Below are 21,726 nucleotides of genomic sequence, written 5' to 3'. Positions count from 1 at the left end.
GTCAAGAGAAAATGATGAGAACATCAGAAAAGATGATGACCTCAATGGGAGGTTGGACACGCTGCGGCACGGCGGCGGTGCGATACCGGATCGTCTCTGATTGTTTCGTCAGATACGATTCTCAGGTCGATTCCGAGTGGGAGAAGGACCGATGACCGCCGAACCCGTAGCGCGCAACCGCATCGACCGGCGCCGTGAGCGCACCCGCAACGCTCTGCTCGGCGCGGCGCAGAAGTTCCTCGCGGAGGGTCGTTCCGCGGTCAGCATCCAGGAGATCACCGACGCCGCCGACGTCGGATTCGGTTCCTTCTACAACCATTTCGAGTCCAAGGAGCAGCTGTTCGACGAGGCGGTGCGCTCGGCGCTCCAGGTCTACAGCGAGATGCGCGACGCGATCGTGGCGCTGTACGACGATCCGGCCGAGGTGTTCGCCGTCAGCTTCCGGATGACCGGGCGGTTGCAGCGGCAGGTCCCCGAGATCGTCCGGGTCGTGCTGAACTCCGGCATGTCGATCATGTTGCGGGACGAGGGTCTCGCGCCGCGCGCCCGCCGCGACATCATCGCGGCTCAGGAGGCGGGCCGCTTCGAGCCGATGGACCCCGACCTGGCCGTGATGGCCGCGGGTGGGTCGTTGCTCGGCCTGCTGCAACTGCTGGACGCCCAGCCGGACGCCGACGGCGACGCACTCTCGGACGACATGGCCTTCCATGTGCTGCGCATGTTCGGCATGAACAAGCGAGCGGCGCAGAAGCTCACCTCGACCGAGTTGCCTCCGCTGCCGCAGATCTGAGGGGCGCGGTCAGGGCCGGAAGGCTCGGAGGGTGAGGTCGACGAGCGAGTCGGCGTACTCGGGGGTGAGCGGGCCCGAACGGTGCAGCCAGCGCTGGAAGAGCGGGCCGTAGAGCACCTCCAGCACCAAGTCGAGATCGGCGTCCGCGGCGAGCTGGCCGGCCTGCTGGGCGCTGCGTAAACGGGCCTTCTTGACGTCGTCCATGGGGCCCGCCAGCTTCTCGCGATACTGGGCGGCGAGCTCGGGATCGTTGGCGATCTCGGTGTTCAGCGCGCGGATCGGCCGCTCGAAGTCGGGGTCGGCGAACTCGGCGACCGTCGCGCGCAGGACGAGCTTGAGATCGGCCGCGATATCGCCGGTGTCGGGTAGGGCCATGCCTTGCCCGTCGGCGTCCTCGCCGAGCGCGAGGAACGAGTCGAAGATGACCGCGCCCTTCGACGGCCACCACCGGTAGATCGTCTGTTTGCCGACGCCCGCCCGCGCCGCGATGGCCTCGATCGAGACCTTGGCGTACCCGACTTCGGAGATCAGCGCACGGGTCGCCGCGAGGATCGCCTGCCGTGAACGTTCGCTGCGCCGTGAGCGATCCGGCTTCTCCGCGTTGGACATGACCCGAGACTAGCAGGACAACGAGACGGAACGGTTCGTATTGACAATCGGCCGTCGCCGGTGCACTCTTTAGCGAAACGAGACGGTTCGTCTCGCAGAGAGAAGGGTGACTTTCCATGACGACCGCAAGAGTGTGGTTCATCACCGGCGCTTCGCGGGGCCTGGGCAAGGCGTTCACCGAGGCGGCGCTCGCCGCCGGAGACCACGTGGTGGCCGCCGCCCGCAATATCGAGCCGCTCGCCGCGCTGGCCGCCGACTATCCGGACGAGCTGTTCCCGCTGTCGCTGGACGTTTCCGATCGCAAAGCCGTGTTCGCCGGGGTCGAGCGCGCGATGGCGGTCTTCGGCAGGCTCGACATCGTGGTCAACAACGCGGGCGGGCTGCTGTACGGCATGGTCGAGGAGGCCACCGAGGAGCAGATCCGCGCCCACCTGGACGTGAATTTCCTCGGCGCGGTGTGGGTGGTGCAGGCCGTGCTCCCGCACCTGCGCGCGCAGGGATCCGGTCGCATCCTGCAGGTCACCTCGATGGGCACCAGCGGAGGCATGGCATCCGTCGGCCTCTACGGCGCGGGCAAGGCGGCGCTGGACTCGGTCAGCGAGGCGCTCGCGCGGGAGGTCGAGCGATTCGGCATCAAGGTGACCATCGTGCAGATGGGCGGCTACGCCACGGAGCTGTTCACCGCGGGCATCACCGCGACCGAATCCCTTCCGCACTACGAGGGACTGCGGGCCGAACTCGCCGAGATGTGGGGCGACGACGCGGGTCCCGATCCGAGCACCGCCGCCCCCGTGATCATGGAGCTGGCCGACCTGCCCGACCCGCCCCGCCGCCTCATCGTCGGCGGCCAGTCCTACGACATGGTCCAAGACCTCGACCGGGTGCGCGGCGAGCTGTACCGGGAGTGGGAGCAGCTCAGCCGGATGGCGGCGGGCTGAGTTTCGGCTACGTCAGTCCGCCCGCGGCCGCGACGACCCAGGCGAGTTCGGTCTTGAAGATGTCGCTGTGGGCGCCGGAGGGTGGGCCGCCCGCGGTGACCACATTGGAAGCGTCCAGGTTCAGGATGTGGTGCGTCTGGAACGGATAGGCGGTGCCCGGGCCCTCGAGCACCATCCGGTCGGAGTCGAAGGCGCCGTGCGAACCCATGGCCCGGTACCGGAAGAGCTTGTCCTCGGCCTCGGCCGCGTCGTCACGTGCGGCGAGCGAGGCGAGCGGGTACATGACGCCGAGCGCCGAGTCGTGACTCGAAAAGCACACCGACAGTGGGCCGTCCAGCCTGGCGAGGCGGCCCGCGAGCGCGCCGCCACCGTCGCGGAACGGCAGGGCGTCGGTGAAGGCAAACCGGGAGAACGCGCCCTGCAACAGGGTGACCGACTTGACCGGTGACCCGTCGGCGTCGCCGAGTCCGTCGAGCGCGTAGGCGACGACGCGGCCGCCGAAGCTGTGGCCGACGAGGTGCACCCGCACACCGCTGTCGCCCGCCGCGAGTTTCGTGACGACCGGGCCGAGCCCGGTGCGACCGACCACGCCCGCGCGGTTCTTCATCTGCCAGTAGCTCAGCTGCCGCAGTGCCTCCTTCGCGCCGTGGAGGCCGCGGGACACGAAGTCGCTGAATGCATTTGCCGCACCCCCGCCGGACTCGAATTGCACGCCGGTGTCGGCGAGCTTGTCGGCGAACTCGGTGAACAGGTCCTCCGGATCGCGGTCGGTGTCGAGCATGCCCGGCTCGTCCACCGGGTTCTCGCCGTCGTCGAATCCCTCCGAAGTGACCGAGTACAAGGAGCGCAGCTGGGTGAACAGCTGTGTGGCCGTCTCGTGCGTCGGCGGCCCGGCGAGCAGCTCGGCGATCGTGTCGAGTTGGGCCGCACCGTCGGGGAAGACGCTCTTCAGGTCGGCGAGGATCTCGGGTTCGAGGGTGGGCGCACCCGCGGGCACGGACGCCGTCGTCCCGAGCGCCGCGGCGCCACCGCCCTCGGTCGGCCGCGGGGTCGGCTCCAGGTCGGGAATCGGCTCGTCGCGCCACAGCTGGGAGGGCCAGAGTATTCCGACGAAACCCACCTTGTGCTCGGTGCCGAGGTGGGCGGAGAGCAGGTCGAACCAGCGCTGGTAGAGCCGAATCGCGGTGTCTTGACCGTTGTTCCAGCCGTGCGAGAACATCACCAGGTCGGTGATGCCGAGCGCCGCGCGCTCCTGGGCCAGCGTGGCGACCAGCTGCTGGTCGGGGTCGCCGTCCTTGTCGAAGATCAGCCGCCAGAACGGGCGGCCCGCGATGATATCGGTCATTGTCGCAGTCCTTCCGGGAGTTTCACACTGACTGCAGGGCGCGCATGAGATCGACGAGTCCGCCGCCCTGGAACGCGCGATCGCGGTTGAGCGAGGTCGCCGACTCGACGAAGATACGCTTGACGGCTTCGGGATCGCCGATGAACTCGCGCTGCACCGAGAGGAACGCCGCGACCGCGCCGGAGACGTGCGGGGCGGCCATGCTGGTGCCGGTGTTCTCGACATAGATCGCCATGCCGTCGACGCCGTGCTCGAGCGTGCGCTCGACCGGCAACAGCATCTCGCCCGCGGCGGCCGAGGCGATCCGCTCGCCGGGCGCGACGAGATCGGGTTTGCACCGCCCGTCCGCGGTCGGTCCGCGCGACGAGAAGTACGAGATGCCATACGAATGCGGCGCGTCCTTGTGCGTGGAACCGACGGTGATGGCGCGCTCGGCGTTGCCGGGGTCGTTGATGGTCATCGCCGCGCTGAATTTCTTCACGTCCGACATCTTCGGATCGAGCGTGATGTAGGCGGAGTTGCCCGCGGCGACCACCACGACGACGCCGGAGCGCACGAGCTTGTCCACCTCGAGGCACAGCGGGCTGCGTCCGCAGCCGAACCACTCGGGATCGAATTCGTAACCGAGACTGAGGTTCACGCCGTGGATGCGGGACAGCTTCCCGCCTGCGGCGTTGACCTCACGGACGTGGGCGAGCGCCTCGATCACCCGCGTGGTGCGTGCGACGAGATTGCCGCCGCCGCCGAGTACCTTGAGGCTCACCAGCTTCGCACGCGGAGCGACGCCTGCGAGGGTCGCCGGGCTGCCGACCGGTCGGGGTTTCACGATCGGCAGGCCCGGTTCGGCCACGTTGAACCGGCGCTCGGTGACGAGGATCTGGTCGGGGTTACCGTCCCAGAGCTGGAGTCCGCCCGCGATGATGCCTGCGACGTGGGTGCCGTGCCCGCTCTCGTCGTGCAGCGGGTCGCCGTGCGGATCGGTGAAATCCTTGTGCAGGCCGAGCAGCGCCGGGTCGTCGAGCGTGTGGTAGCCCTGAAAGTGTGGATGGTCGCCTTGGATGCCGGAATCGATGACGGCCCAGACGATTCCGTCGCCGTAGCTGTTGAACGATCGCTGCGCGGCCGTGGCCTTGATCGTCCTGGCGGAGGTATCGATCTGCGCGCGGATCTCGAAGTCGGGCCAGATGCGGTAGATCGCGCGGTCGGGCCAGTCGATACCGACGGCGTCGGCCGCGACAAGTCCTTCGATCTGGGTCGTGGTGAGCTCGCCGACCGCGTACTCGTCGGCGAGCCCACGCGGTACGCCGTCGGCGTCGACGTACTGCCACAGCTGCTCGACACGGGCGATCGCCGACCGCGCCCCGCCGCGGAAACGCAGGTTCAACTCGATCATCACGGGAATCGGCTCGCGCGAACGTTCGGGGCGTCCGTCGCGCTTGGCGAACTGTTCCCGCAACGGTGGCGTGAGCACTCCCGCGAGAAGCAGGTCGGAGCTCGGCTCGGCGACGCCGAGCTCGCGTTCGGGCACCTCGCGCGACCGTGTGCAGGCGGCGGGGAACGCCTCCTCGCCCGCCGCGGTCAGGCGCATGGCGTCGACGAGCCCCCGTGCGGTGAGCTCGGCCAGCGCCTCGGTGACCCGGTGATGCCAGGCGGGCTTGTCCGCCTCGTACAGCCGCGCCTGCGCATCGAATCGCGACGCGAACCGGGCGGCGACCATCGTCAGCACCGCCTGCTCGCTGATCTTGACGTACAGCGAGGAGAGCTCGCCGAGGGCGCAGAGCACACGGTCGGTCCAGAGCGAGTCGTCGCTCATGACGCGCCGCGGTCGCCTGGGGAACGCATGTCTTCTTTATCCGCCAAGCGGCCGCGTCTGTCACGAGTAGTGCACTACTTCTCTTCCCCGGCGGCCGGGCGGTGTGGCCGCGTACCGGGCGCCTAGGGCAGCTGGGGGCCGGTCAGGCCGATGCTGCCCGCGAGGTCGGCGAGAGTGGCGTCGAAGAGGGCGTCGGGATCGGTGACGGGCATCGGGTAGTTGCCGAACACCTCGAGGGTGACGTGGCCGTACAACCGTGCCCACAGTGTCATCATCAGGTAGGCCACCCCCAGGTCGAGTTTCTCGGCGGGGAACTTCTGACCCGATTCGGCGAGCATGGCGAGCAGTTCGGTCTGGAACTCGATCAGATCCTCGCGCAGCGCGCCGGGGATCGTGTCGGTCGAGGGGGTCACCAGGTCGTAGGTGGTGAGCAGCCTGCCCGCCGCGCCGAGGAAGACGCGGCCGAATGGTTCGTCGAATTGCCGCATCCCGCCGGGGTTTTCGCCGGTCGGCGAGGCGAACACCAGGGTGAACTCGTGCGGGTGGGTGAGGGCCCAGCGCCGAAAACCCTTGCAGATGGCGAACAACTGCACCACGCCGTCGTCGGGGAGTTCGGCCACCTGCCCGGCGAGATCGTCCGCCAGGTCCACGCAGATGTCCCGGCGCAGCGCCGCGACCAGGTCCTCGCGGGAGGCGTAATAGCGATACAGCGCGGGCGCGGTGATGCCGAGATCGCGCGCGATGGCGCGCAGGGTCAGCGCCTCGGGACCGTGTTCGGCCAGCACCGTCCTGGCCACTCGCCGGATGTCCGCGTCGTTCACCGCGGGCATCCGGCCCCGTCGTGCGGGTTGTGTCATTCGTATGCGACCTGCCAGCTCTTGATGCCGTTCAACCAGCCCGAGCGTAGCCGCACCGGCTCGGAAATCTCTCGCAGGTTCGGCATCACGTCGGCGATGGCGTTGAAGATCAGGTCGAGTTGCAGCCGCGCCAGGTTCGCGCCGACGCAGAAGTGCGTGCCGGTGCCGCCGAAACCCACGTGTGGGTTGGGGTTTCGGGTGACGTCGAATTCGAACGGCTTGGTGAAGCGCTCCTCGTCGAAATTGGCCGAGGCGTAGAAGAGGCCGACGCGCTGGCCCTGGCGCACGGCTTGGCCGCCGATCTCGGTGTCCTGCAACGCCGTGCGCTGGAAGGCGATCACCGGCGTCGCCCACCGGACGATCTCGTCGGGCGCGGTGCGCGGCCGCTCGGCCTTGTACAGTTCCCACTGCTCGGGGAAGTCGATGAACGCCTTCATGCCGTGGGTGGTGGCGTTGCGGGTCGTCTCGTTGCCAGCGACCGCCAAAAGGATGACGAACCAGGCGAATTCGTCCGATCCGAGCGCCTCCCCGTCGAGGTCGGCGGTGACCAGCTGGCTGACGATGTCGTCGGCCGGGCACTTGCGGCGCTCCTCGGCGAGATTCCAGGAGTAGCCCATGATCTCCGCGGTGGCCAGCTTGTGGTTGCCGTCGAAATCGGGATCGTCGTAGCCCATCATCTGATTGGACCAGTCGAACAGCTTGCCGCGGTCGGACTGTGGCACGCCGAGCAGCTCGGCGATGGCCTGCAACGGCAGCTCGCAGGCCACCTGCTGGACGAAGTCACCGCCGCCGGTCTTCTTGGCCTCGTGGACGATTCGCTCCGCGCGTTCGTGCAACGCGTCGCGCAGGCTCTGCACCGCGCGTGGCGTGAAGCCGCGCGAGATGATCCGGCGCAGCTTGTCGTGGATGGGCGGATCGGTGTTGACCAGCATGGCGCGCTGGATGTCGATCTCGTCGCGGGTGATGTCGCCGTTGAAGCGGATCACCGCGGTGTTGGCGTTGGTGGAGAAGACCTCGGAGTTCTTGGAGATCTCCTTGATGTGGTCGAGCTTGCTGACCACCCAGTACCCGCCGTCGTCGAAGCCGCTGACGCCCGTGGGCTGGTCGACCCACCAGACCGGAGCGGTCCGGCGGAGTTCGGCCCACTCCTCGACGGGGAGGCGGGTGGCGAGCAGGTCGGGATCGGTGAAGTCGAAATCGTGTGAGATGGACGGCGCGGACACGGTACCTCCTTTGGAACACGTTCCACAGGAGTGAACCACACCACACCTATTTTGTGAACACCATTTAGTAAATCGGGTTCACCGAGTTGTGCGCGTCAGTCCGACGGTGGTCCGGCCAGGATCGCCGTGACGACGTCCACGAGTTCGGTCATCACCTGCTCGGGGCTGAGCTGGACTCCCGAGATCGCGAGCAGGTCCTGGGTTTGGTGCACGTCGCCGAGGACCTGGAAGGTCAATGTCATGGCTTGGGCGAGCCGGAAGCGGATGGTGTGGCGGGGGAGGTCGGGGAAGGCGCGGCCGAGCAAGGTCATGAAGCGGACGGCCTGATCGGCGAATCCCTCGGCGACGGTCGACAGTGCCGGATGGCCGCTGCCGAGGATGCCCGCGATGAACTTGACCCAGGATCCGCCCTCGCCGGTCGCCATCTCCCACACGGGCAGCACGAACGCCTCGGCCAAGCCGCGGGCGGTGACCGCGCCCGAGTGCTCCACGTCGTCGAGCAGGGCGGCGCGCCGGGCCGCGACCGCATCGCTTCGCTGCCGGATCAACGCCTCGATCAGGGCTTCCTTGGAGCCGAAGTGATAGTGCACCGCAGCGACATTCGCGCCCGCGGCGGACATCACCGCACGCAAGGACACCGCGTCGATGCCGCGTTCGGCGAACAGTCGCTCGGCGGCCAGTATCAGGCGCTGGTCGGTCGGCATGGCTAGTTCCGCTTCGCTGATCCGAAGCTCGGCACGGTCCGCTGCGCTGGTCACCTGCTGCATTGTAATCACCGTTCGCCCAGCGTAAACGCAATCTCTATCAACCGATGCAATCACTTGATAGAGTGCGGTGCGTGAGCACGCCGACCGTCCCCGCCCACGACTTCGCGGCACTGACCAGCCTGGTGACCGGCGATCCCTCCGACACCGTTCCGGTGGCGGAGGTCTTCACCGGAACCGTGGTGGCGGACCTGCCGCAGTCCTCGCCCGCCCACGTCGCCGCGGCGTTCGTCCGCGCCCGCGCCGCCCAGGCCGAATGGGCGCGCCTGCCGGTGCGGCGTCGCCTCGCCGTGTTCGAACGCTTCCACCGCCTGGTCCTGGAGAATCACCGGACGATCACCGACTTGATCCAGATCGAGACGGGCAAGGCGCGCCGGATGGCTTTCGAAGAGCTGTGCGATATTCCGATGGTCATCAGCCACTATCTGAAGCGCGCGCCGCGACTGCTGCGACCGGTGTGGCATCCCGGCGCCATCCCGCTGGTCAGCTCGTCGACCGAGGTCCGCAAGCCGCGCGGCGTGGTCGGCGTCATCGCGCCGTGGAACTTTCCGTTCGCCATCGGCTACTGCGATGCCATCCCCGCGCTGATGGCCGGGAACGGAATCGTGCTCAAACCCGACAACCGAACCCCGCTCAGCCCGGCGTTCGGGCTGCGGCTGCTGCTCGAGGCCGGGCTTCCCGAGGGGCTGGTCCAGCTCGTGTGCGGCGAGGGTCCGGTGGTGGGGCCCGCGGTGGTGGACGGCGCCGATTTCGTGATGTTCACCGGCTCCGAGGCGACCGGGCGGCTGGTGGCGAGACAGGCGGGGGAGCGCCTCGTCGAATCGTGCCTGGAGCTGGGCGGCAAGAATCCGATGATCGTGCTGGCCGATGCCGACCTGCCCGCGGCGGTGCACAGCGCGATCAACGGCGTCTTCGCCAACACCGGTCAGCTGTGCCTGCACATCGAGCGGATCTACATTCACGAATCGGTATATGCCGCTTTCCGTGACGAGTTCACCGCGCGCGTCTCGGCGCTGCGGGTCGGGCCGGGTTACGACTTCGCTGCCGACATGGGCGCGGTGATCTCGGCCGATCAGTGCGCCCGCGTGGCGGCGCAGGTCGAGCAAGCCGAGGCCGCAGGGGCGCGCGTGCTCACCGGCGGCCGAGCGCTTCCGGAACTGGGCCCGACCTTCTACGCGCCGACGGTGCTGGAGGGTGTCACCGGTGAGATGGACGTCTTCGGCGCGGAGACGTTCGGTCCCGTCGTCGCGCTGTACCCCTTCGCGACGGTCGACGAGGCGGTCGAGCTCGCAAACGACACGCGCTATGGGCTGAGCGCGAGCGTGTGGGGGCGCGACCTGCCCGCGGCGCGCGCGGTCGGTGCTCGCCTCGCCGCGGGACACGTGAACGTCAACGACTGCGCCGCGCTCGCCTACGCCGGAAAGAGCGCGCCCTCCGGCGGTTTCAAGGCGTCGGGGATGGGCGTGCGCAACGGGGACGAGGGCCTGTTGAAGTTCACCGAATCGACCAACGTGGCCACCTTGAAGCGCCAGGTACTCGGACCGAAGCCGGGTCAGCCGTACGACGAATACCTCGACCGCACCCTCACCACGCTGTCGCTGCTGCGCCGCTTCCGCATCCGGTGATCGCGAATCCGTGGCGGGAGCAGTCGCAATAACGAAACGAAACCGGCTGAGTGTCAGCCGGTTTCGCCAGTTGGTTGTTCAGTTGCCGAGCCGGTCGGCCGCCAAGGCACGCACGGCCTTCTTGTCGGGTTTGCCGAGTCCGGTGAGCGGCAGTTCGTCGATGACGAGGACGTGCTTGGGCACCTGGACCGAACCCTTGCGCTGCCGGACGGTCTCCTGGATCTCGGCGATCATCGTCTCGACGGCGGTCGAATCGCTGTGCGCGGCAGGGTCGAGCACGACGACCGCGGTGACCGCCTCGCCCCAGCGCGGGTCGGGCACGCCGACGACCGCGACGTGCGAGACCAAGGGGTGTTCGGCGACGACGTCTTCGACTTCGCGGGGAAAGACGTTGAATCCGCCGGTGACCACCATGTCCTTGCTGCGCCCGACGATGTGCAGGAAGCCGTCCGCGTCCTGGCGGGCGAGATCACCAGTGCGCAGCCAGCCGTCGCGGAAGGTCTCCGCGGTCGCCTCGGGCTTGTTCAGGTAGCCGGCGGCGACCAGCGGCCCGGAGACGCAGATCTCGCCGACCTCGTCGGGCGCGACCACCTTGTCGTCGCCATCGAGCAGCGCGACGCGCAGCGCGGCCGAGGGACGTCCGCAGGAGGTGAGGCGCTGCGAATCGTGTTCGCGCTTCCCGAGATAGCTGATGGCCATCGGCGCCTCGGACTGCCCGAAGTACTGCGCGAAGATCGGCCCGAAACGCTCGATCGCCTGCGTCAACCGGGTCGGGTCGATGGCCGAGGCGCCGTAGTACACCGTCTCCAGCGAGGACAGGTCGCGGGTCGCGAGATCCGGATGGTCGAGCAGCGCGTAGAGCATCGACGGCACCAGCATGGTCGCGGTGATCCGGTGCTCCTCGATGGCGCGCAGCACCTCGCCCGGCTCGAAGCGGGGGAGCACCACGCACTGCCCGCCGAGCAGGACCACGGGGAGGAAGAAGGCGGCGCCCGCGTGCGACAGCGGCGTGCAGATCAGGAACTTCGGTCGTTGCGGCCATTCCCATTCCGACAGCTGGATCTGGGTCATCGTCGCCATGGTGAGCGCGGATCCGATGACGCCCTTGGGTTTTCCGGTGGTGCCGCCGGTGTAGCTGATCGAGACCACGTCGTCCGGCGACAGGTCGGTGGCCTCGATCGGCTCCAAATCGACCGCCGCGGCGGCCGCCGTCAGATCGATGCCGACGTCGGCCAGCTCCGGCGGCACCGCGCCGAGCACGAGGACGCGATTCAGCCGCGGCACCCGGTCGACGAGTTCGCGGGCGCGCTGGACGAAAGCGGGTACCGGATCGAGTACCAGGGTGGTGATCTCCGCGTCGTCCAAGACGTAGGCGTGGTCGTCCAGTCCGCCCATCGGATGCAGCGCGGTGCGCCGATAGCCGCGGACTTGTCCCGCGGCGATGGTGAACAACACCTCGGGCCGGTTCATGGCCAGAACACCGACAGGCGTGCCGGTGCCGACGCCGTTGGCCGCGAACGCGGCGGCGTAGCGGCTGATCGCATCGAGCACGTCGGCGCCGGTGAGGACGGTGTCGCCGAGGGTGAGCACCGGATCGTGCCGGTGCCTGCGAAGACCGGCCAGCAGGCTGTGACCGTTGTGCACCGGCAGTCGCAGGTGAGTGTCGTGATCGATTGTCGTCATGGATGTTTCAGCTCCGAAGGCTCGTCGTTGACCATTGTTCGGCCCGGCTCAGGCCGGCGCGGCGTAGAGGGTGACGACGCACGCGCCGCCGAGACCGAGGTTGTGCGCCAAAGCGATCCGCGCGTCCGGTACCTGCCGCTCGGCGGCGAGTCCGCGCAACTGCCAGGAGAGTTCGGCCGTCTGCGCCAGTCCGGTCGCGCCGAGCGGGTGTCCCTTGGAAATGAGCCCGCCGGACGGATTGACCACCCAGTCGCCGCCGTAGGTGGTGGCGCCGGATTCCACCAGCGCGCCCGATTCGCCCTCCCCGCACAGGCCGAGCGCCTCGTAGGTGATGAGTTCGTTGATCGAGAAGCAGTCGTGCAGTTCGATCACGTCGACCTCGTCGATGGCGATCCCCGCGGTGTCGAGGGCGCGCCGGGACGCGATGCGGGTCATCGGAGCTCCGACGACATCGATCATCGACGCGGTGGAGAACGCGGTCTCGTCGTCGGTGACCAGTTCCTGCGCGAGGATCTCCACGGCCTGCGCCTCCAGCCCGTGCTCGCGCACCACGTCCTCGCTCACCAGCACGGCCGCCGCGGCGCCGTCCGACATCGGCGAGCACTGCGAACGGGTGAGCGGGCCGTGCACCGGCGCGTCGCCGAGCACCTGCTCCAGGGTGTAGGCATTCTGGAACTGCGCCAAGGGATTACGCGTCGAGTGCGCGTGATTCTTCACCGCGACGGCGGCCAGCTGTTCGGGCGTCGTGCCGTAGCGCTTGCCGTGCTCGAGCGCGGCGTTGCCGAAGAACTGCGTGGTCATCGGCGCGCGGCCGAAGTCGTACTGGGCGGCCATGACTCGCAGGTGCGCGTCGACGGTGGTGGTCTTCGGTGGTGTCGCGGGCCCGGCCATGGCTTCCTTGGTCATCTGCTCGAATCCGACGGCGAGCGCCGCGTCCGCGAGCCCCGCGCCGACCCATTCGCGCGCCAGCATGAGCGCGGTGGAGCCGGTGGCGCAGTTGTTGTTGACGTTGACCACCGGAATGCCGGTCATGCCGGCGTCGTAGAGGGCGCGCTGTCCCGCCGCGGAGGGCTGGAACACATAGCCGACCGCGGCGCGCTGGACCCGGTCGTAACCGAGCCCGGCATCGCCGAGCGCGTCGCGCACCGCCGCGCCGACCATCTCCGGATAGGTCCACGCCATGGACCCGATCTTGACGAACGGCGTCATGCCGACGCCGACGACGAACACCCGTCGCATCCTCGCACTCCTGTCTCGGTTCATCGCCGCTCTCGCAGCGGTTTCGCACGCCTCGCACGGGTTGTGGCCGCTGCGAGGCGTGTGGAAGGTCTGCACGGAATCCGGTTCACGTGGTGGGCCGTTCGGCGCCGACGACCCAGAGCGCGTGGAACTGGGAGGCGCCGCCCATGGCGTGGCCGATGGCCAGCCGGGCGTCGGGGACCTGATGCTCGCCCGCCAGGCCGCGGACCTGAAGGGCGGCCTCGAGGAAGCGGATCAGCCCGGTCGCCCCGGTGGGGTTGCCGGACAGTACGCCGCCGGACGGGTTGATCGGCAGCGCCCCGCCGAAACGGGTGGTGCCGTCGTCGACGAGCTTCCAGCCCTGGTGCAGCGGGGCGAGGCCGATGTTCTCCAGCCACATCGGTTCGTACCAGCTGTACGGGATGTACAGCTCGGCGACGTCGACTTCCCTTGCGGGGTCGGCGATTCCGGCTTGCCGGTAGGCGTCGGCAGCGCATTCGGCGCCCGCACGCGGGTTGACCTCGTCGCGCCCGGCGAAGTGCCCGGTCTCGGTGCGGAACGCCATGCCGTGGATCCACGCGGGCGGGCGGGCCGGACTCCCGACCTCCGATTCCGCGGACAGCACGATCGCCGCGGCGCCGTCGGAGGAGGGGCAGGACTCCAGATAGCGGATCGGGTCCCACAGCATGCGGGACTCCTTGACCTTCTCCACGGTGATGTCGGGCATGTGCACGTGCGCGTACGGGTTGCGGATCGCGTTGCGCCGGTGGTTGACCGCCACCTGCCAGCCGATGTGCTCGGGCGCACCGGACCGGCGGATGTACTCGCGGATGACGGGCGCGAAATGACCGCCCGCGCCCGCGCCCAGTTTGGCGCTGAACGGCAGACCGCGCGAGAGGGCCCAGGTGAAATTGCCTTCGGACTCTTTGGAATACGCCGCGACCAGCACGCGCCTCGCCAACCCAGCCTCGATCAGGTGCGCGCCGTAGATGGCCGCGTGCCCGCCGACGCTGCCGCCGGTGAAGACCCTGGTCACCGGGAGCCCGCGGGCGCCGAGCGCGTCGGCGAGATAGAGCTCCGGATTCATCACCCCGTCGAACAGATCCGGTGTCTTGGACAGCACGACGGCGTCGACATCGCCCAGTTCGAGCTCCGCGTCGGCCATCGCGGCCGCGACCGCTTCGCGCACCAGCGCGCCGATGGTCACCTCGCGGCGCTTGGCCTGCTTGCCCTGACCGATGCCGATGACGGCGACGGGTTCACTCATGCCGGGTCTCCTTCCAGCAGGCAGACCAGATTCTGTTGCAGCGCTTGACCGTTCGTGGCATGTGCGAGAGCGCGTCGCGCCAGCCCCGAGCGAATCCCCTTGGCGGCCTCGGCGATTCGGATCAGGCCCGTCGCGGTGGTCGGCCTGCCCGCCAGCGGCCCACCCGACGGATTGATCGCCGTCGCCGCGCCGAGGCCGAGCTCGCGAACCAAGAGGGGTTCCTGCGCGGAGTATTCGACGTGCAGCTCGGCGATCTCGACCCGGCCCGCGTCGAAGCCCGCGGCCTTCGCCGCGCGGACGGCCGCGAGTCCGGCGGAGGGAGCCCTGGTCAGATCCCGCGACCCCGGATAGTGCCCGTCCATCCGGTGGTCGATGCCGCGCACCCAGGCCGGACGCTCGCACAGCGATCTCGCCACGTCGCCCGCGGCGAGTACGACCACGGCCGCCGCGTCGCCGACCGGTGACACGTCGTGGCGGCGCAGAGGCGCTGCCACATACGGTTCGGCGAGCAACTCGTCGATCTCGTAGTCGCCCGAGACCTGCGCGTGCGGATTCTTCGTGGCATCCGCCAGGCTGCGCGCGACGATCCGTGCCATCTCGCGTTCGGTCGTCAGCTCGGACTGGAGCAGCGCGCAGGCCTGGATGCCCGCGATCGCGTCGCGGTGCGGTCGCAGCGGCGTGAGGTAATACGGATCCAGCTGGGCGGGCACGACTTGGTCGAGGTCGCGTGGCAGGGACCCGCGGCCGATCCCGTACACCAGGGCGATATCGCCGTGCCCGAGCTGAAGCCACGACCACGCCTCGTAGAACGCCCACGCCGCGTCCATCTCCACGTGGGACTCCACGATCGGCGGCCACGCGCCGACGGCGTCGAGCGAGTCGATGTAGGCGAAGGTGCGTCCCTCGTGGAAGTCGTGGCTGCCGGAACACACGAAATCGACCCGGTCGCGGTCGAGCGGGATTCCGGCGAGCGCCTCGCGGATCACCGGAAGCAGAATGCCCGCCATGTCGTCGCGCCGGTTCGCGGCGAGGCACGCGGACTGTGCCGAGCCCACGATGGCGACCTCACGCATGCGGAACCTCCTGGCTGGGCGACACGGGGCGGTAGTGGCGAATGCTCATCCAGGACGGCTCGAGATCGGCGCCCTCGCGCCAGACCGGTTCGACCTCCATGCCGATGTGGACCTCGGCGATCTCGACCTCGCGAATCAGGTGCATCAGCCGGGTGTCGGCGCCGTGCGGCTGGATGTAGGCCACCACGTAGGGCGGATCGATCTCCTGCCCGGGGAAGGGGAAGCTGACGACGCAGAAGGTGGAGACGACTCCGCGCCCGTCGAGTGGGGTGGGTTCGCCGAGCTCGACGAGGCAGCGTGCGCAGAATTCCGGCGCGGGCAGGTAGACGTGGCGGCACGACGGGCAGGTGGCCGCCAGCAGCTTGCGCTGGGACAGGCCGCGCAGGAACCGCGAGCGCCCGACGCCCGCGACGAACGTGTATTCCATCCGCAGCGGGGTCGGCATCAGCGAAACCGGTTCCGGCAGTGGGCTATTCATCGCCTTCCTCCGGCTCGAAACAGCGCAGGTCGGACAGCACGCCGTGGCGTTCGTCCGCCCACCGCGCCCGTACTCGCAGGCCGCGCCGGATTCGCGCCGGATCGCCGCCGACGTCGAGGGCGTGGAAGAACGTGCCCTCCGTGCCGTCGACGGCGATCAACGCCCAGGCGAAGTCGCCGTCGACCGGATCGCCGGGGCGGCCACGCACCCAGGTCCACGACTCGACGGAGCCGACCGGGGCGACCTCGACGAGCTCGCTGAGCTCCCCGCCGGTCACCGGATCGAACTCGGGCGGCGGGCAGACCACCGTGCCGCGCTCGGTCCGCGCGCCGAACAACCGCCGCTCGCGCAGACCGGCGAGGAAGGTTCCGACGACCGGTCCCACCGTTCGCTCGAACGGGAACTCGATCTCATACGGGGCGCGCAGGCCCTCGTCGACATCAGCGGACATCGGCAGCTCCTTTCACGGCTGGAGTCTGCCTCAATCACTTGATTGAATCAAGTGCTTGAGGGCGCGGTCCGCGAGCGTCGCGGACTCACGGTGTGCGAGCGAGCAGCTCCGCCGCGCCCGAGCAGAGCTCGTCGATCACCTGGGCCGCCGGGGTGACCGCGGTGATCGCGCCGACCCCTTGACCCGCATCGATCGGTGCGGTCCGCGGATCGTCGGCGGCGACAGCGGCCGCCAGCGCGGCTCGCGCCTGCTCGTCCGTGCGCAGCGCGTCCTCGCGACCGGCCCACCGCGCGGTGAAGTCGTTGCGCAACACCCGCGCCGGGAATCGGGCGGGCCAGGGCAGTCCCATCGCCACGTCGAACGCCGTGGTGACGACGGTGTCCGTGCCGTCGGCCGCGAGCAGCGCGCGGCGGCCCGCCTCCGACAGCGACGACTCCGCGCAGGCGGCCAAGCGCGTGCCGAGCCATACGCCGCCGGCCCCCGTGGCGAGCACGGCGGCGAGACTCGCGGGCGATCCGATGCCGCCCGCGGCCAGGACCGGCGCCGAGACGGCGTCGAGCACCGCGTCAAGCAGTGGCAGCGTCGCCATTTCCACCGCGCCGTGGCCGCCGCCCTCGGCGCCACGCGCGACCACCACGTCGATACCGGAGTCTTCGGCCCGGCGCGCCTCGGTCGCGTTGTAAACCTGTGTGGCCGTGCGGATTCCGCTGTCGCGCACGCGGGCGATCCAGGACGGATCGGTCCCGAAACTCACCGAGATCAGGGCGGGAGCCGCCGCGATGGCCACGTCCAGCAATTCGGGATCGGCGGTCACGACCCACTCGACGAGGCCGATGCCGAATCGCCCGGCGAGCGCCGTCGTGTGCCGGAGTTCCTCGCGCAGGGCCGCCGCCGATCCGGCACTCCCCATGCCGATCATCCCCAGCCCGCCCGCCGAGGTCACCGCGGCGGCCAACCGCCCGCCCGCGACGCCGCCCATCGGCGCGTTGACCACCGGCACGCGCAAGCCCATCGCTCGCGACCACTCGGTGCTCAGGCGTGACGCTGCTCGATCATCCGAAGAAAACGGTTCCCGTTGCGACGACATCCGTCCATGATGTCAGCGCCGATCCGTCCGCCCGGTCGGCTCGCGCAGCCGGGTCTCTCCGAGTGGGAGCGCACGCGCGGGCGGCGGTCGAGGACGTCGGAGCTATCTCACAGCGGATCGATGTCGAGCGGCCGCCGGGTCTGCCACGGTGGCGGGGTGAGCATGGCGGTGAGTTGGGCGTGGGTCAGTTCGGCGCGGAGTCCGGGGTCGGTCCGCAGATGGTCGAGGGCGGAGAACAGCGAGTTCGGGCTGACGCCCCACATGATCGGCGCGACCTTCCACGGGCCGTTCGGGCTGTCCTTCGGGGGCCGCAGGTGGGTCGGGGTCCTTCCCGGCGTCGGCCGGGTGGTCACCGCGGCGCGCGGGCAGCGGATCGCGATGGTCTCGGTGCCCTTCGCGTCGAACCCGGCCTCGAAATCGATCGCCTCCCAGGGAAATTCCCAATCGAAGTTGCGGGTGGTGACGCGAATGGTGTGCGGGGACAGGCAGAGCCGCGCGGCCCGCCGATACCGGATTCCGAGGCAGGCGAGGACGAGGACCGAGACGAGCAGCGCGATCCCGAAGAACATCGGTTCGAGCGCTCGTTCGAGGACGCCGATCCACAGCGCCGCGACCGCCAGCGCGGTGAGCGCGGCGAGCACCGGCGCGACACGGGTCGGCAGGTATCGCAGCACGAAGGTGGACGCCCCGTCGCCCTGGTGCACCCAAGGGCGATCCTCGATGCTGGTGACGCGATAGATCGCCCCGGTCATCGCGGCCAGCAGCAGCAGGAGCGCGGCGACGCGCACGACGAAGTCGTTGTCGGCCACCATTCCCGCGACCGAGGCCGCCGCCGCGCCGACGAGCGCGGCCGAGGACGCCAACAACCATGCGACGGCCCGGGATTCGGGCCAAACCCACCGCCAGAGGTACCCGGGCGGTGAACCGGCAGTACCGGGAACAACAGGTGTGCTCATCGCGTTCCGTTCAGGGTCCAATCACTCGCGCCGAACCTCGGTGTCCGGCGCCGTCCTGAAAAGTAACCGCATTCTCGGGGTGAACCGGTAATCAACACGGCTCGCGTTTCGCCGGGGAACAACACGCGCACACCGAGACCCGGGAAGACCGGTCGGTTTCTGGCAAAGTGCATGGGTATGAGCGATCAGGACACCGAACTGATCTACCTCGTAGAGATCTCCCGCCCCGGCCGGACGCAGGAGCTGTGGTGGCGCGTCGGCAACGTGGGCACACCGGCGCAGACGTCGGCGGCGCTCGCCGAACTCGCCAGGCGGGTCTGCCGGGATCTCCTCTCGCCGGAGCCGCGGCGTTGCGATCGCGCGCGGCGCTGCTGGTATCACTGCCGGGTGTCCTGGCCCGACGGAGTCGTGCTCGACGAAGTCGAGGGGCGCGTGCAGGCGTTCTTGCTCGCCGTCGAATTGTGGCGGGTATCGGCGATCGCGGGGTCGGCCACCAAAGAGGTCGGCGGGTAGATTTTCGCGGTCGCGCGATTTTCGCACACGCAATACCGCGCCCGACTATCCTTGACGGGTCAGTTTCTCCAACACGGCTCGATACCTGTCCTCTCGGGGTGGCAGCAGCCGCCCCCTAGAAGCTAGGGAGAGAACCGCATGGATATTCAGGACATTCACCGGAAATTCGATGCGATGGACATCGACGGCGATGGTTACATCGACCGCGAGGAGTTCATTCAGCACTACGGCGACCAGGTTCGGGACATCGACATCCTGATGTCCCGGTTCGACGAGGTCGACATCGACGGCGACGGCAGGATCAGCAGGGATGAATTCCTGACCGCCGCTCGCGCGCCGCTCTGAGCAGACCCGGCGTCGACGGAGCGCCCGCTGCGCGCCGCGATCGCAACCCGCGAGGGCCCCTCTGGCCGAGGGGTCCTCGCGGCATGCCGCCATCGCGGTAACGGTCATCGCGACTCTGCCGATCTATGGTGAAACCCCCTGCTGGACAGAGGATTCCCATGGGCGTGTGGCAGAGTCTCGAGGTCCCCGGATATGGTCGGTTGACCGTTCGCGACGACGCGGAGGTCCGCTCGATCGACGCGCCGGGGGAGGTCTTCGACGACGCGATCGTTCTCGAGTTCGAGTCGAACGCGGCTCTGCCGCCCGACTTTCAGGTGCATTTCCTGCAATTCGCCGCGCACGAATTACGTGTGCACGGCGCGAACGGTGATTCCTCCGCCTATGGCGACCCGGTGTGGTCGGTCGATTCCGGTCGATTGTCCTGGCACGTCGACACTTTGCCGCCCCAGGGAACCGGAAGCAATGCGGCGGCCATCAGGCCGTGGTACGACGCGGGCGCGAATCATTCGGCCGATGGCGCGACGCTGACGATGGCGGACCGGCCCGGATTCCGCGTGCCCACCGCCGTCGAGTCCATCTTCGATCGACTGGAGTCGCACCCGGCGAATCAGGCCGAGATATCCCGCTGCGGCGCCCCGGTATCGGCGGACTGCATTCAGCATTTCGACACCTACGTCGTCGGTGTGCGGCCCGCGGGCGCGGGCGCTGCGGCTACCCGGTAAGGCCCAAGGCGCCCCACGTCGTGGCGAGAACCTGCCGACGGCGGTCCTGCGGCCACGGCGCGCCCTCGTCGAACGCGCCGACGACGAGGCCGTCCACGACGACGTTGAGCAGATCGGCCGCGTGCTCGAGCTCCGCGACTCCCGCCTCGCGCAACATGTTTCGGAGCCGGGCGTCCCACCAGGCGTTGAACGCGTCCAGTTCCGCGCGCAGGACCGGTTCGGTGGGGGCGGCGACGATCAGCGCGAGCCAGAACCGGTGCGTCGCTTCGTCGGCGGTGAGCACCGCCCACTCGATGAGGGCGCGCGCGGCCGTCGCGCCGCGGTGGCCCGCCATGGCGTTCTCGGCCTGCTCGCGACGCGCTTCGATCTCGCGCCGCACCGCGACGCGCAGCATCTCGTCCCGGCCGCCGACGTAGTGCGTCACCACCGAGGTGGACGCGCCGACGCGTTCGGCCACCGAGCGGATGGTCACCGCCGCGAATCCCGAGTCGACGGCGAGGGCGACGACGGCGTCGCCGATCGCGGACAGGCGGGCGGTGCGATCGACCGTGCGGGGCATGGCCGCAGTCTAGCATTTGTGCAACACTTGTTTTGCAACAAGCGTTTCATATAAGGAGTTGGCGATGGAGCAGGCGACCGTCGCGGTCATCGGCGCCGGATTCGCGGGGCTGACCGCGGCACGCGCTTTGCACGCGCACGGCATCGACGTACGCGTCCTGGAAGCGGCCGATCGAGTCGGCGGACGGGCGCAGACCGAGCGTTCGGCGGCGGGTACGCCGGTGGATCTCGGCGGCCATTGGATCGGCCACCACCACGCCCGAATGATCTCGCTGGCAGAGGGATTCGGCATGACTCTGTTCCCGACTCCGGAGATCGGCGAAGCTGTCGTCCTCGAAGGCGGGCGACGGATACGGATCGGCCCGCTCACCATGGCCGCGGCCGCGGCGGCGCTGCTGCTGCTGGAGTTGCTGGCGCGCACGGGTGCAGGCCCCAGGTGGGACGACGTCACGGTGGCGGACTGGGTGGCCGGGATTCTCGGCGGTCGCGCGCGTCGCCTGGTCGAGGCGGTCCTGCCCGAGGCGACGGCCTGCGACCTCGACCGCATCTCCGTCGGCGCGCTCGCCGTCGGTATTCGCTCGGCGGGCGGGCTGCGGACCTTGCTCGGCACGGCGGGTGGCGCACAGGAATCGCTGCTCTCGGGCGGGGCGGGCGGGCTGGCCGAAAAGCTGGCCGCCGAGCTGGGCTCCGCCGTCCATCTCGGCAGGCCCGCGACCGCGATCACCCGGTCGGCCGACGGCGTGACCATCGCCACCCCGGCGGGTTCGGTGCGCGCGGCGCGGGCGATCGTCGCCGTGCCCGCGCCGGTCGCCGCCGGAATACGACACCATCCACCGCTGCCACGCGAGCGCGCATACGTCCAGGACAACCTCAGGATGGGCACGATCTACAAGGCGATCGCCGTCTACGACAGGCCGTTCTGGCGCGAACGCGGGCTCAGCGGCGCGATCGTCGCCCTCGACGGGCCGGTGCCTGCGGCCTTCGACGTTTCACCGCCCGGCGGCCCCGGCCATCTGTGCGTGCTGATTCCCGGCCGTGCCGCCGAAGCGCTCGACCGGCTCACCGCCGCCGAGCGGCGCGACACGGTGCTGGCCGCGGTGGCGGGTCAGCTCGGGTACGCGACGATGAATCCGCTGAGCTGGCACGAGAAGTCCTGGCACCTCGATCCCCATGTCGGCGGCGGTTACACGGCGATTCCGCGCCCCGGCGCGCTCGACGCGCTCGCCGACTCGGCGCTGCCGACCGGGCCGATCCATTGGGCGGGCAGCGAAACCGCGTCGCGGTGGAGCGGTTACCTGGAAGGCGCGGTCGTCTCCGGTGAACGCGCCGCCGACGAGGTCCTCGCGGCATTGGGCTCGACTTGCCTTGGAGTGCACTCCAAGTCGTAGCG

The 21,726-nt window shown here is 69.3% G+C and carries 22 protein-coding genes; 7 read left to right on the top strand and 15 right to left on the bottom strand.

The window, feature by feature from the left end; all coding sequences use genetic code 11:
* The first annotated feature begins 151 nt into the window (after nucleotides 1-151).
* Nucleotides 152-790 (top strand): TetR/AcrR family transcriptional regulator, encoded by a 639-nt coding sequence (locus tag AC3ERS_RS22045; protein ID WP_431969946.1) that lies wholly within the window; start codon nucleotides 152-154, stop codon nucleotides 788-790.
* Between the two features lie 9 nt (nucleotides 791-799).
* On the opposite strand, the gene AC3ERS_RS22040 is transcribed toward AC3ERS_RS22045, so the two are convergent.
* The gene (locus tag AC3ERS_RS22040; protein ID WP_431969945.1) at nucleotides 800-1,399 is read right to left on the bottom strand and encodes a TetR/AcrR family transcriptional regulator; all 600 of its coding nucleotides are present in this window, start codon (nucleotides 1,397-1,399) and stop codon (nucleotides 800-802) included.
* A gap of 116 nt (nucleotides 1,400-1,515) precedes the next feature.
* On the opposite strand from AC3ERS_RS22040, the gene AC3ERS_RS22035 reads away from it, so the two are divergent.
* Nucleotides 1,516-2,337 carry an SDR family NAD(P)-dependent oxidoreductase gene (locus AC3ERS_RS22035; protein ID WP_431969944.1) on the top strand — a complete coding sequence of 274 codons (822 nt, stop codon included), beginning with the start codon at nucleotides 1,516-1,518 and terminating at the stop codon, nucleotides 2,335-2,337.
* A gap of 7 nt (nucleotides 2,338-2,344) precedes the next feature.
* Here AC3ERS_RS22035 and AC3ERS_RS22030 read toward each other — a convergent pair whose 3' ends face one another.
* The 5 genes from AC3ERS_RS22030 to AC3ERS_RS22010 all read right to left on the bottom strand — a co-directional run bounded on the left by AC3ERS_RS22030 (nucleotide 2,345) and on the right by AC3ERS_RS22010 (nucleotide 8,333).
* Entirely contained in the window at nucleotides 2,345-3,682 is a 1,338-nt protein-coding gene (locus AC3ERS_RS22030) for a serine-threonine protein kinase (protein WP_431969943.1), read from the bottom strand.
* Nucleotides 3,683-3,704: 22 nt separating this feature from the next.
* Complete coding sequence (locus AC3ERS_RS22025) at nucleotides 3,705-5,495, bottom strand: S8 family peptidase (protein WP_431969942.1); 1,791 nt, start codon at nucleotides 5,493-5,495, stop codon at nucleotides 3,705-3,707.
* A gap of 122 nt (nucleotides 5,496-5,617) precedes the next feature.
* The gene (locus tag AC3ERS_RS22020) at nucleotides 5,618-6,352 is read right to left on the bottom strand and encodes a TetR/AcrR family transcriptional regulator (protein WP_431969941.1); all 735 of its coding nucleotides are present in this window, start codon (nucleotides 6,350-6,352) and stop codon (nucleotides 5,618-5,620) included.
* Nucleotides 6,349-7,575 (bottom strand): cytochrome P450, encoded by a 1,227-nt coding sequence (locus AC3ERS_RS22015; protein WP_431969940.1) that lies wholly within the window; start codon nucleotides 7,573-7,575, stop codon nucleotides 6,349-6,351. Before AC3ERS_RS22015 ends, AC3ERS_RS22020 begins: the two co-directional genes overlap by 4 nt.
* Nucleotides 7,576-7,670: 95 nt before the next feature.
* Nucleotides 7,671-8,333: a TetR/AcrR family transcriptional regulator gene (locus AC3ERS_RS22010; RefSeq protein WP_431969939.1), complete on the bottom strand. Its 663-nt coding sequence runs from the start codon at nucleotides 8,331-8,333 to the stop codon at nucleotides 7,671-7,673.
* A gap of 80 nt (nucleotides 8,334-8,413) precedes the next feature.
* Between AC3ERS_RS22010 and AC3ERS_RS22005 the strand changes: the two genes are divergently transcribed.
* Complete coding sequence (locus tag AC3ERS_RS22005; protein WP_431969938.1) at nucleotides 8,414-9,964, top strand: succinic semialdehyde dehydrogenase; 1,551 nt, start codon at nucleotides 8,414-8,416, stop codon at nucleotides 9,962-9,964.
* 78 nt (nucleotides 9,965-10,042) lie between these two features.
* On the opposite strand, the gene fadD8 is transcribed toward AC3ERS_RS22005, so the two are convergent.
* The 8 genes from fadD8 to AC3ERS_RS21965 all read right to left on the bottom strand — a co-directional run bounded on the left by fadD8 (nucleotide 10,043) and on the right by AC3ERS_RS21965 (nucleotide 18,198).
* Nucleotides 10,043-11,647, bottom strand: coding sequence for a fatty-acid--CoA ligase FadD8 (fadD8, locus tag AC3ERS_RS22000; RefSeq protein WP_431969937.1), 1,605 nt, complete (start codon nucleotides 11,645-11,647; stop codon nucleotides 10,043-10,045).
* Between the two features lie 48 nt (nucleotides 11,648-11,695).
* Nucleotides 11,696-12,886, bottom strand: coding sequence for a thiolase C-terminal domain-containing protein (locus tag AC3ERS_RS21995; protein ID WP_431969936.1), 1,191 nt, complete (start codon nucleotides 12,884-12,886; stop codon nucleotides 11,696-11,698).
* Nucleotides 12,887-12,992: 106 nt separating this feature from the next.
* Nucleotides 12,993-14,153 (bottom strand): thiolase domain-containing protein, encoded by a 1,161-nt coding sequence (locus AC3ERS_RS21990; protein WP_431969935.1) that lies wholly within the window; start codon nucleotides 14,151-14,153, stop codon nucleotides 12,993-12,995.
* Nucleotides 14,150-15,226, bottom strand: coding sequence for a lipid-transfer protein (locus AC3ERS_RS21985; RefSeq protein ID WP_431969934.1), 1,077 nt, complete (start codon nucleotides 15,224-15,226; stop codon nucleotides 14,150-14,152). Before AC3ERS_RS21985 ends, AC3ERS_RS21990 begins: the two co-directional genes overlap by 4 nt.
* Nucleotides 15,219-15,704, bottom strand: a complete 486-nt coding sequence (locus tag AC3ERS_RS21980) for a Zn-ribbon domain-containing OB-fold protein (RefSeq protein WP_431969933.1) — start codon at nucleotides 15,702-15,704, stop codon at nucleotides 15,219-15,221. Before AC3ERS_RS21980 ends, AC3ERS_RS21985 begins: the two co-directional genes overlap by 8 nt.
* Nucleotides 15,697-16,155: a Zn-ribbon domain-containing OB-fold protein gene (locus AC3ERS_RS21975; protein WP_431969932.1), complete on the bottom strand. Its 459-nt coding sequence runs from the start codon at nucleotides 16,153-16,155 to the stop codon at nucleotides 15,697-15,699. Before AC3ERS_RS21975 ends, AC3ERS_RS21980 begins: the two co-directional genes overlap by 8 nt.
* 85 nt (nucleotides 16,156-16,240) lie before the next feature.
* A complete protein-coding gene (locus AC3ERS_RS21970) occupies nucleotides 16,241-17,167 on the bottom strand; it encodes an NAD(P)H-dependent flavin oxidoreductase (protein ID WP_431969931.1) in 927 nt (308 codons plus the stop codon).
* Between the two features lie 182 nt (nucleotides 17,168-17,349).
* Nucleotides 17,350-18,198, bottom strand: a complete 849-nt coding sequence (locus AC3ERS_RS21965; protein ID WP_431969930.1) for a hypothetical protein — start codon at nucleotides 18,196-18,198, stop codon at nucleotides 17,350-17,352.
* A gap of 177 nt (nucleotides 18,199-18,375) precedes the next feature.
* Here AC3ERS_RS21965 and AC3ERS_RS21960 point away from each other — a divergent pair, with 177 nt between their 5' ends.
* The 3 genes from AC3ERS_RS21960 to AC3ERS_RS21950 all read left to right on the top strand — a co-directional run bounded on the left by AC3ERS_RS21960 (nucleotide 18,376) and on the right by AC3ERS_RS21950 (nucleotide 19,778).
* The gene (locus AC3ERS_RS21960) at nucleotides 18,376-18,711 is read left to right on the top strand and encodes a hypothetical protein (protein WP_431969929.1); all 336 of its coding nucleotides are present in this window, start codon (nucleotides 18,376-18,378) and stop codon (nucleotides 18,709-18,711) included.
* Between the two features lie 138 nt (nucleotides 18,712-18,849).
* Complete coding sequence (locus AC3ERS_RS21955; RefSeq protein WP_431969928.1) at nucleotides 18,850-19,056, top strand: EF-hand domain-containing protein; 207 nt, start codon at nucleotides 18,850-18,852, stop codon at nucleotides 19,054-19,056.
* 158 nt (nucleotides 19,057-19,214) lie between these two features.
* Nucleotides 19,215-19,778 carry a hypothetical protein gene (locus tag AC3ERS_RS21950; protein WP_431969927.1) on the top strand — a complete coding sequence of 188 codons (564 nt, stop codon included), beginning with the start codon at nucleotides 19,215-19,217 and terminating at the stop codon, nucleotides 19,776-19,778.
* On the opposite strand, the gene AC3ERS_RS21945 is transcribed toward AC3ERS_RS21950, so the two are convergent.
* Nucleotides 19,768-20,337, bottom strand: a complete 570-nt coding sequence (locus AC3ERS_RS21945; RefSeq protein ID WP_431969926.1) for a TetR/AcrR family transcriptional regulator — start codon at nucleotides 20,335-20,337, stop codon at nucleotides 19,768-19,770. The genes AC3ERS_RS21950 and AC3ERS_RS21945 overlap by 11 nt on opposite strands.
* A 64-nt stretch (nucleotides 20,338-20,401) precedes the next feature.
* Here AC3ERS_RS21945 and AC3ERS_RS21940 point away from each other — a divergent pair, with 64 nt between their 5' ends.
* The gene (locus AC3ERS_RS21940; RefSeq protein WP_431969925.1) at nucleotides 20,402-21,724 is read left to right on the top strand and encodes a flavin monoamine oxidase family protein; all 1,323 of its coding nucleotides are present in this window, start codon (nucleotides 20,402-20,404) and stop codon (nucleotides 21,722-21,724) included.
* Nucleotides 21,725-21,726 lie beyond the last annotated feature (2 nt).

Source organism: Nocardia sp. bgisy134, from assembly GCF_057708325.1.
The sequence above is the reverse complement of the archived record's forward strand: the minus strand, read 5'-3'. Positions and strand labels throughout refer to the sequence as shown.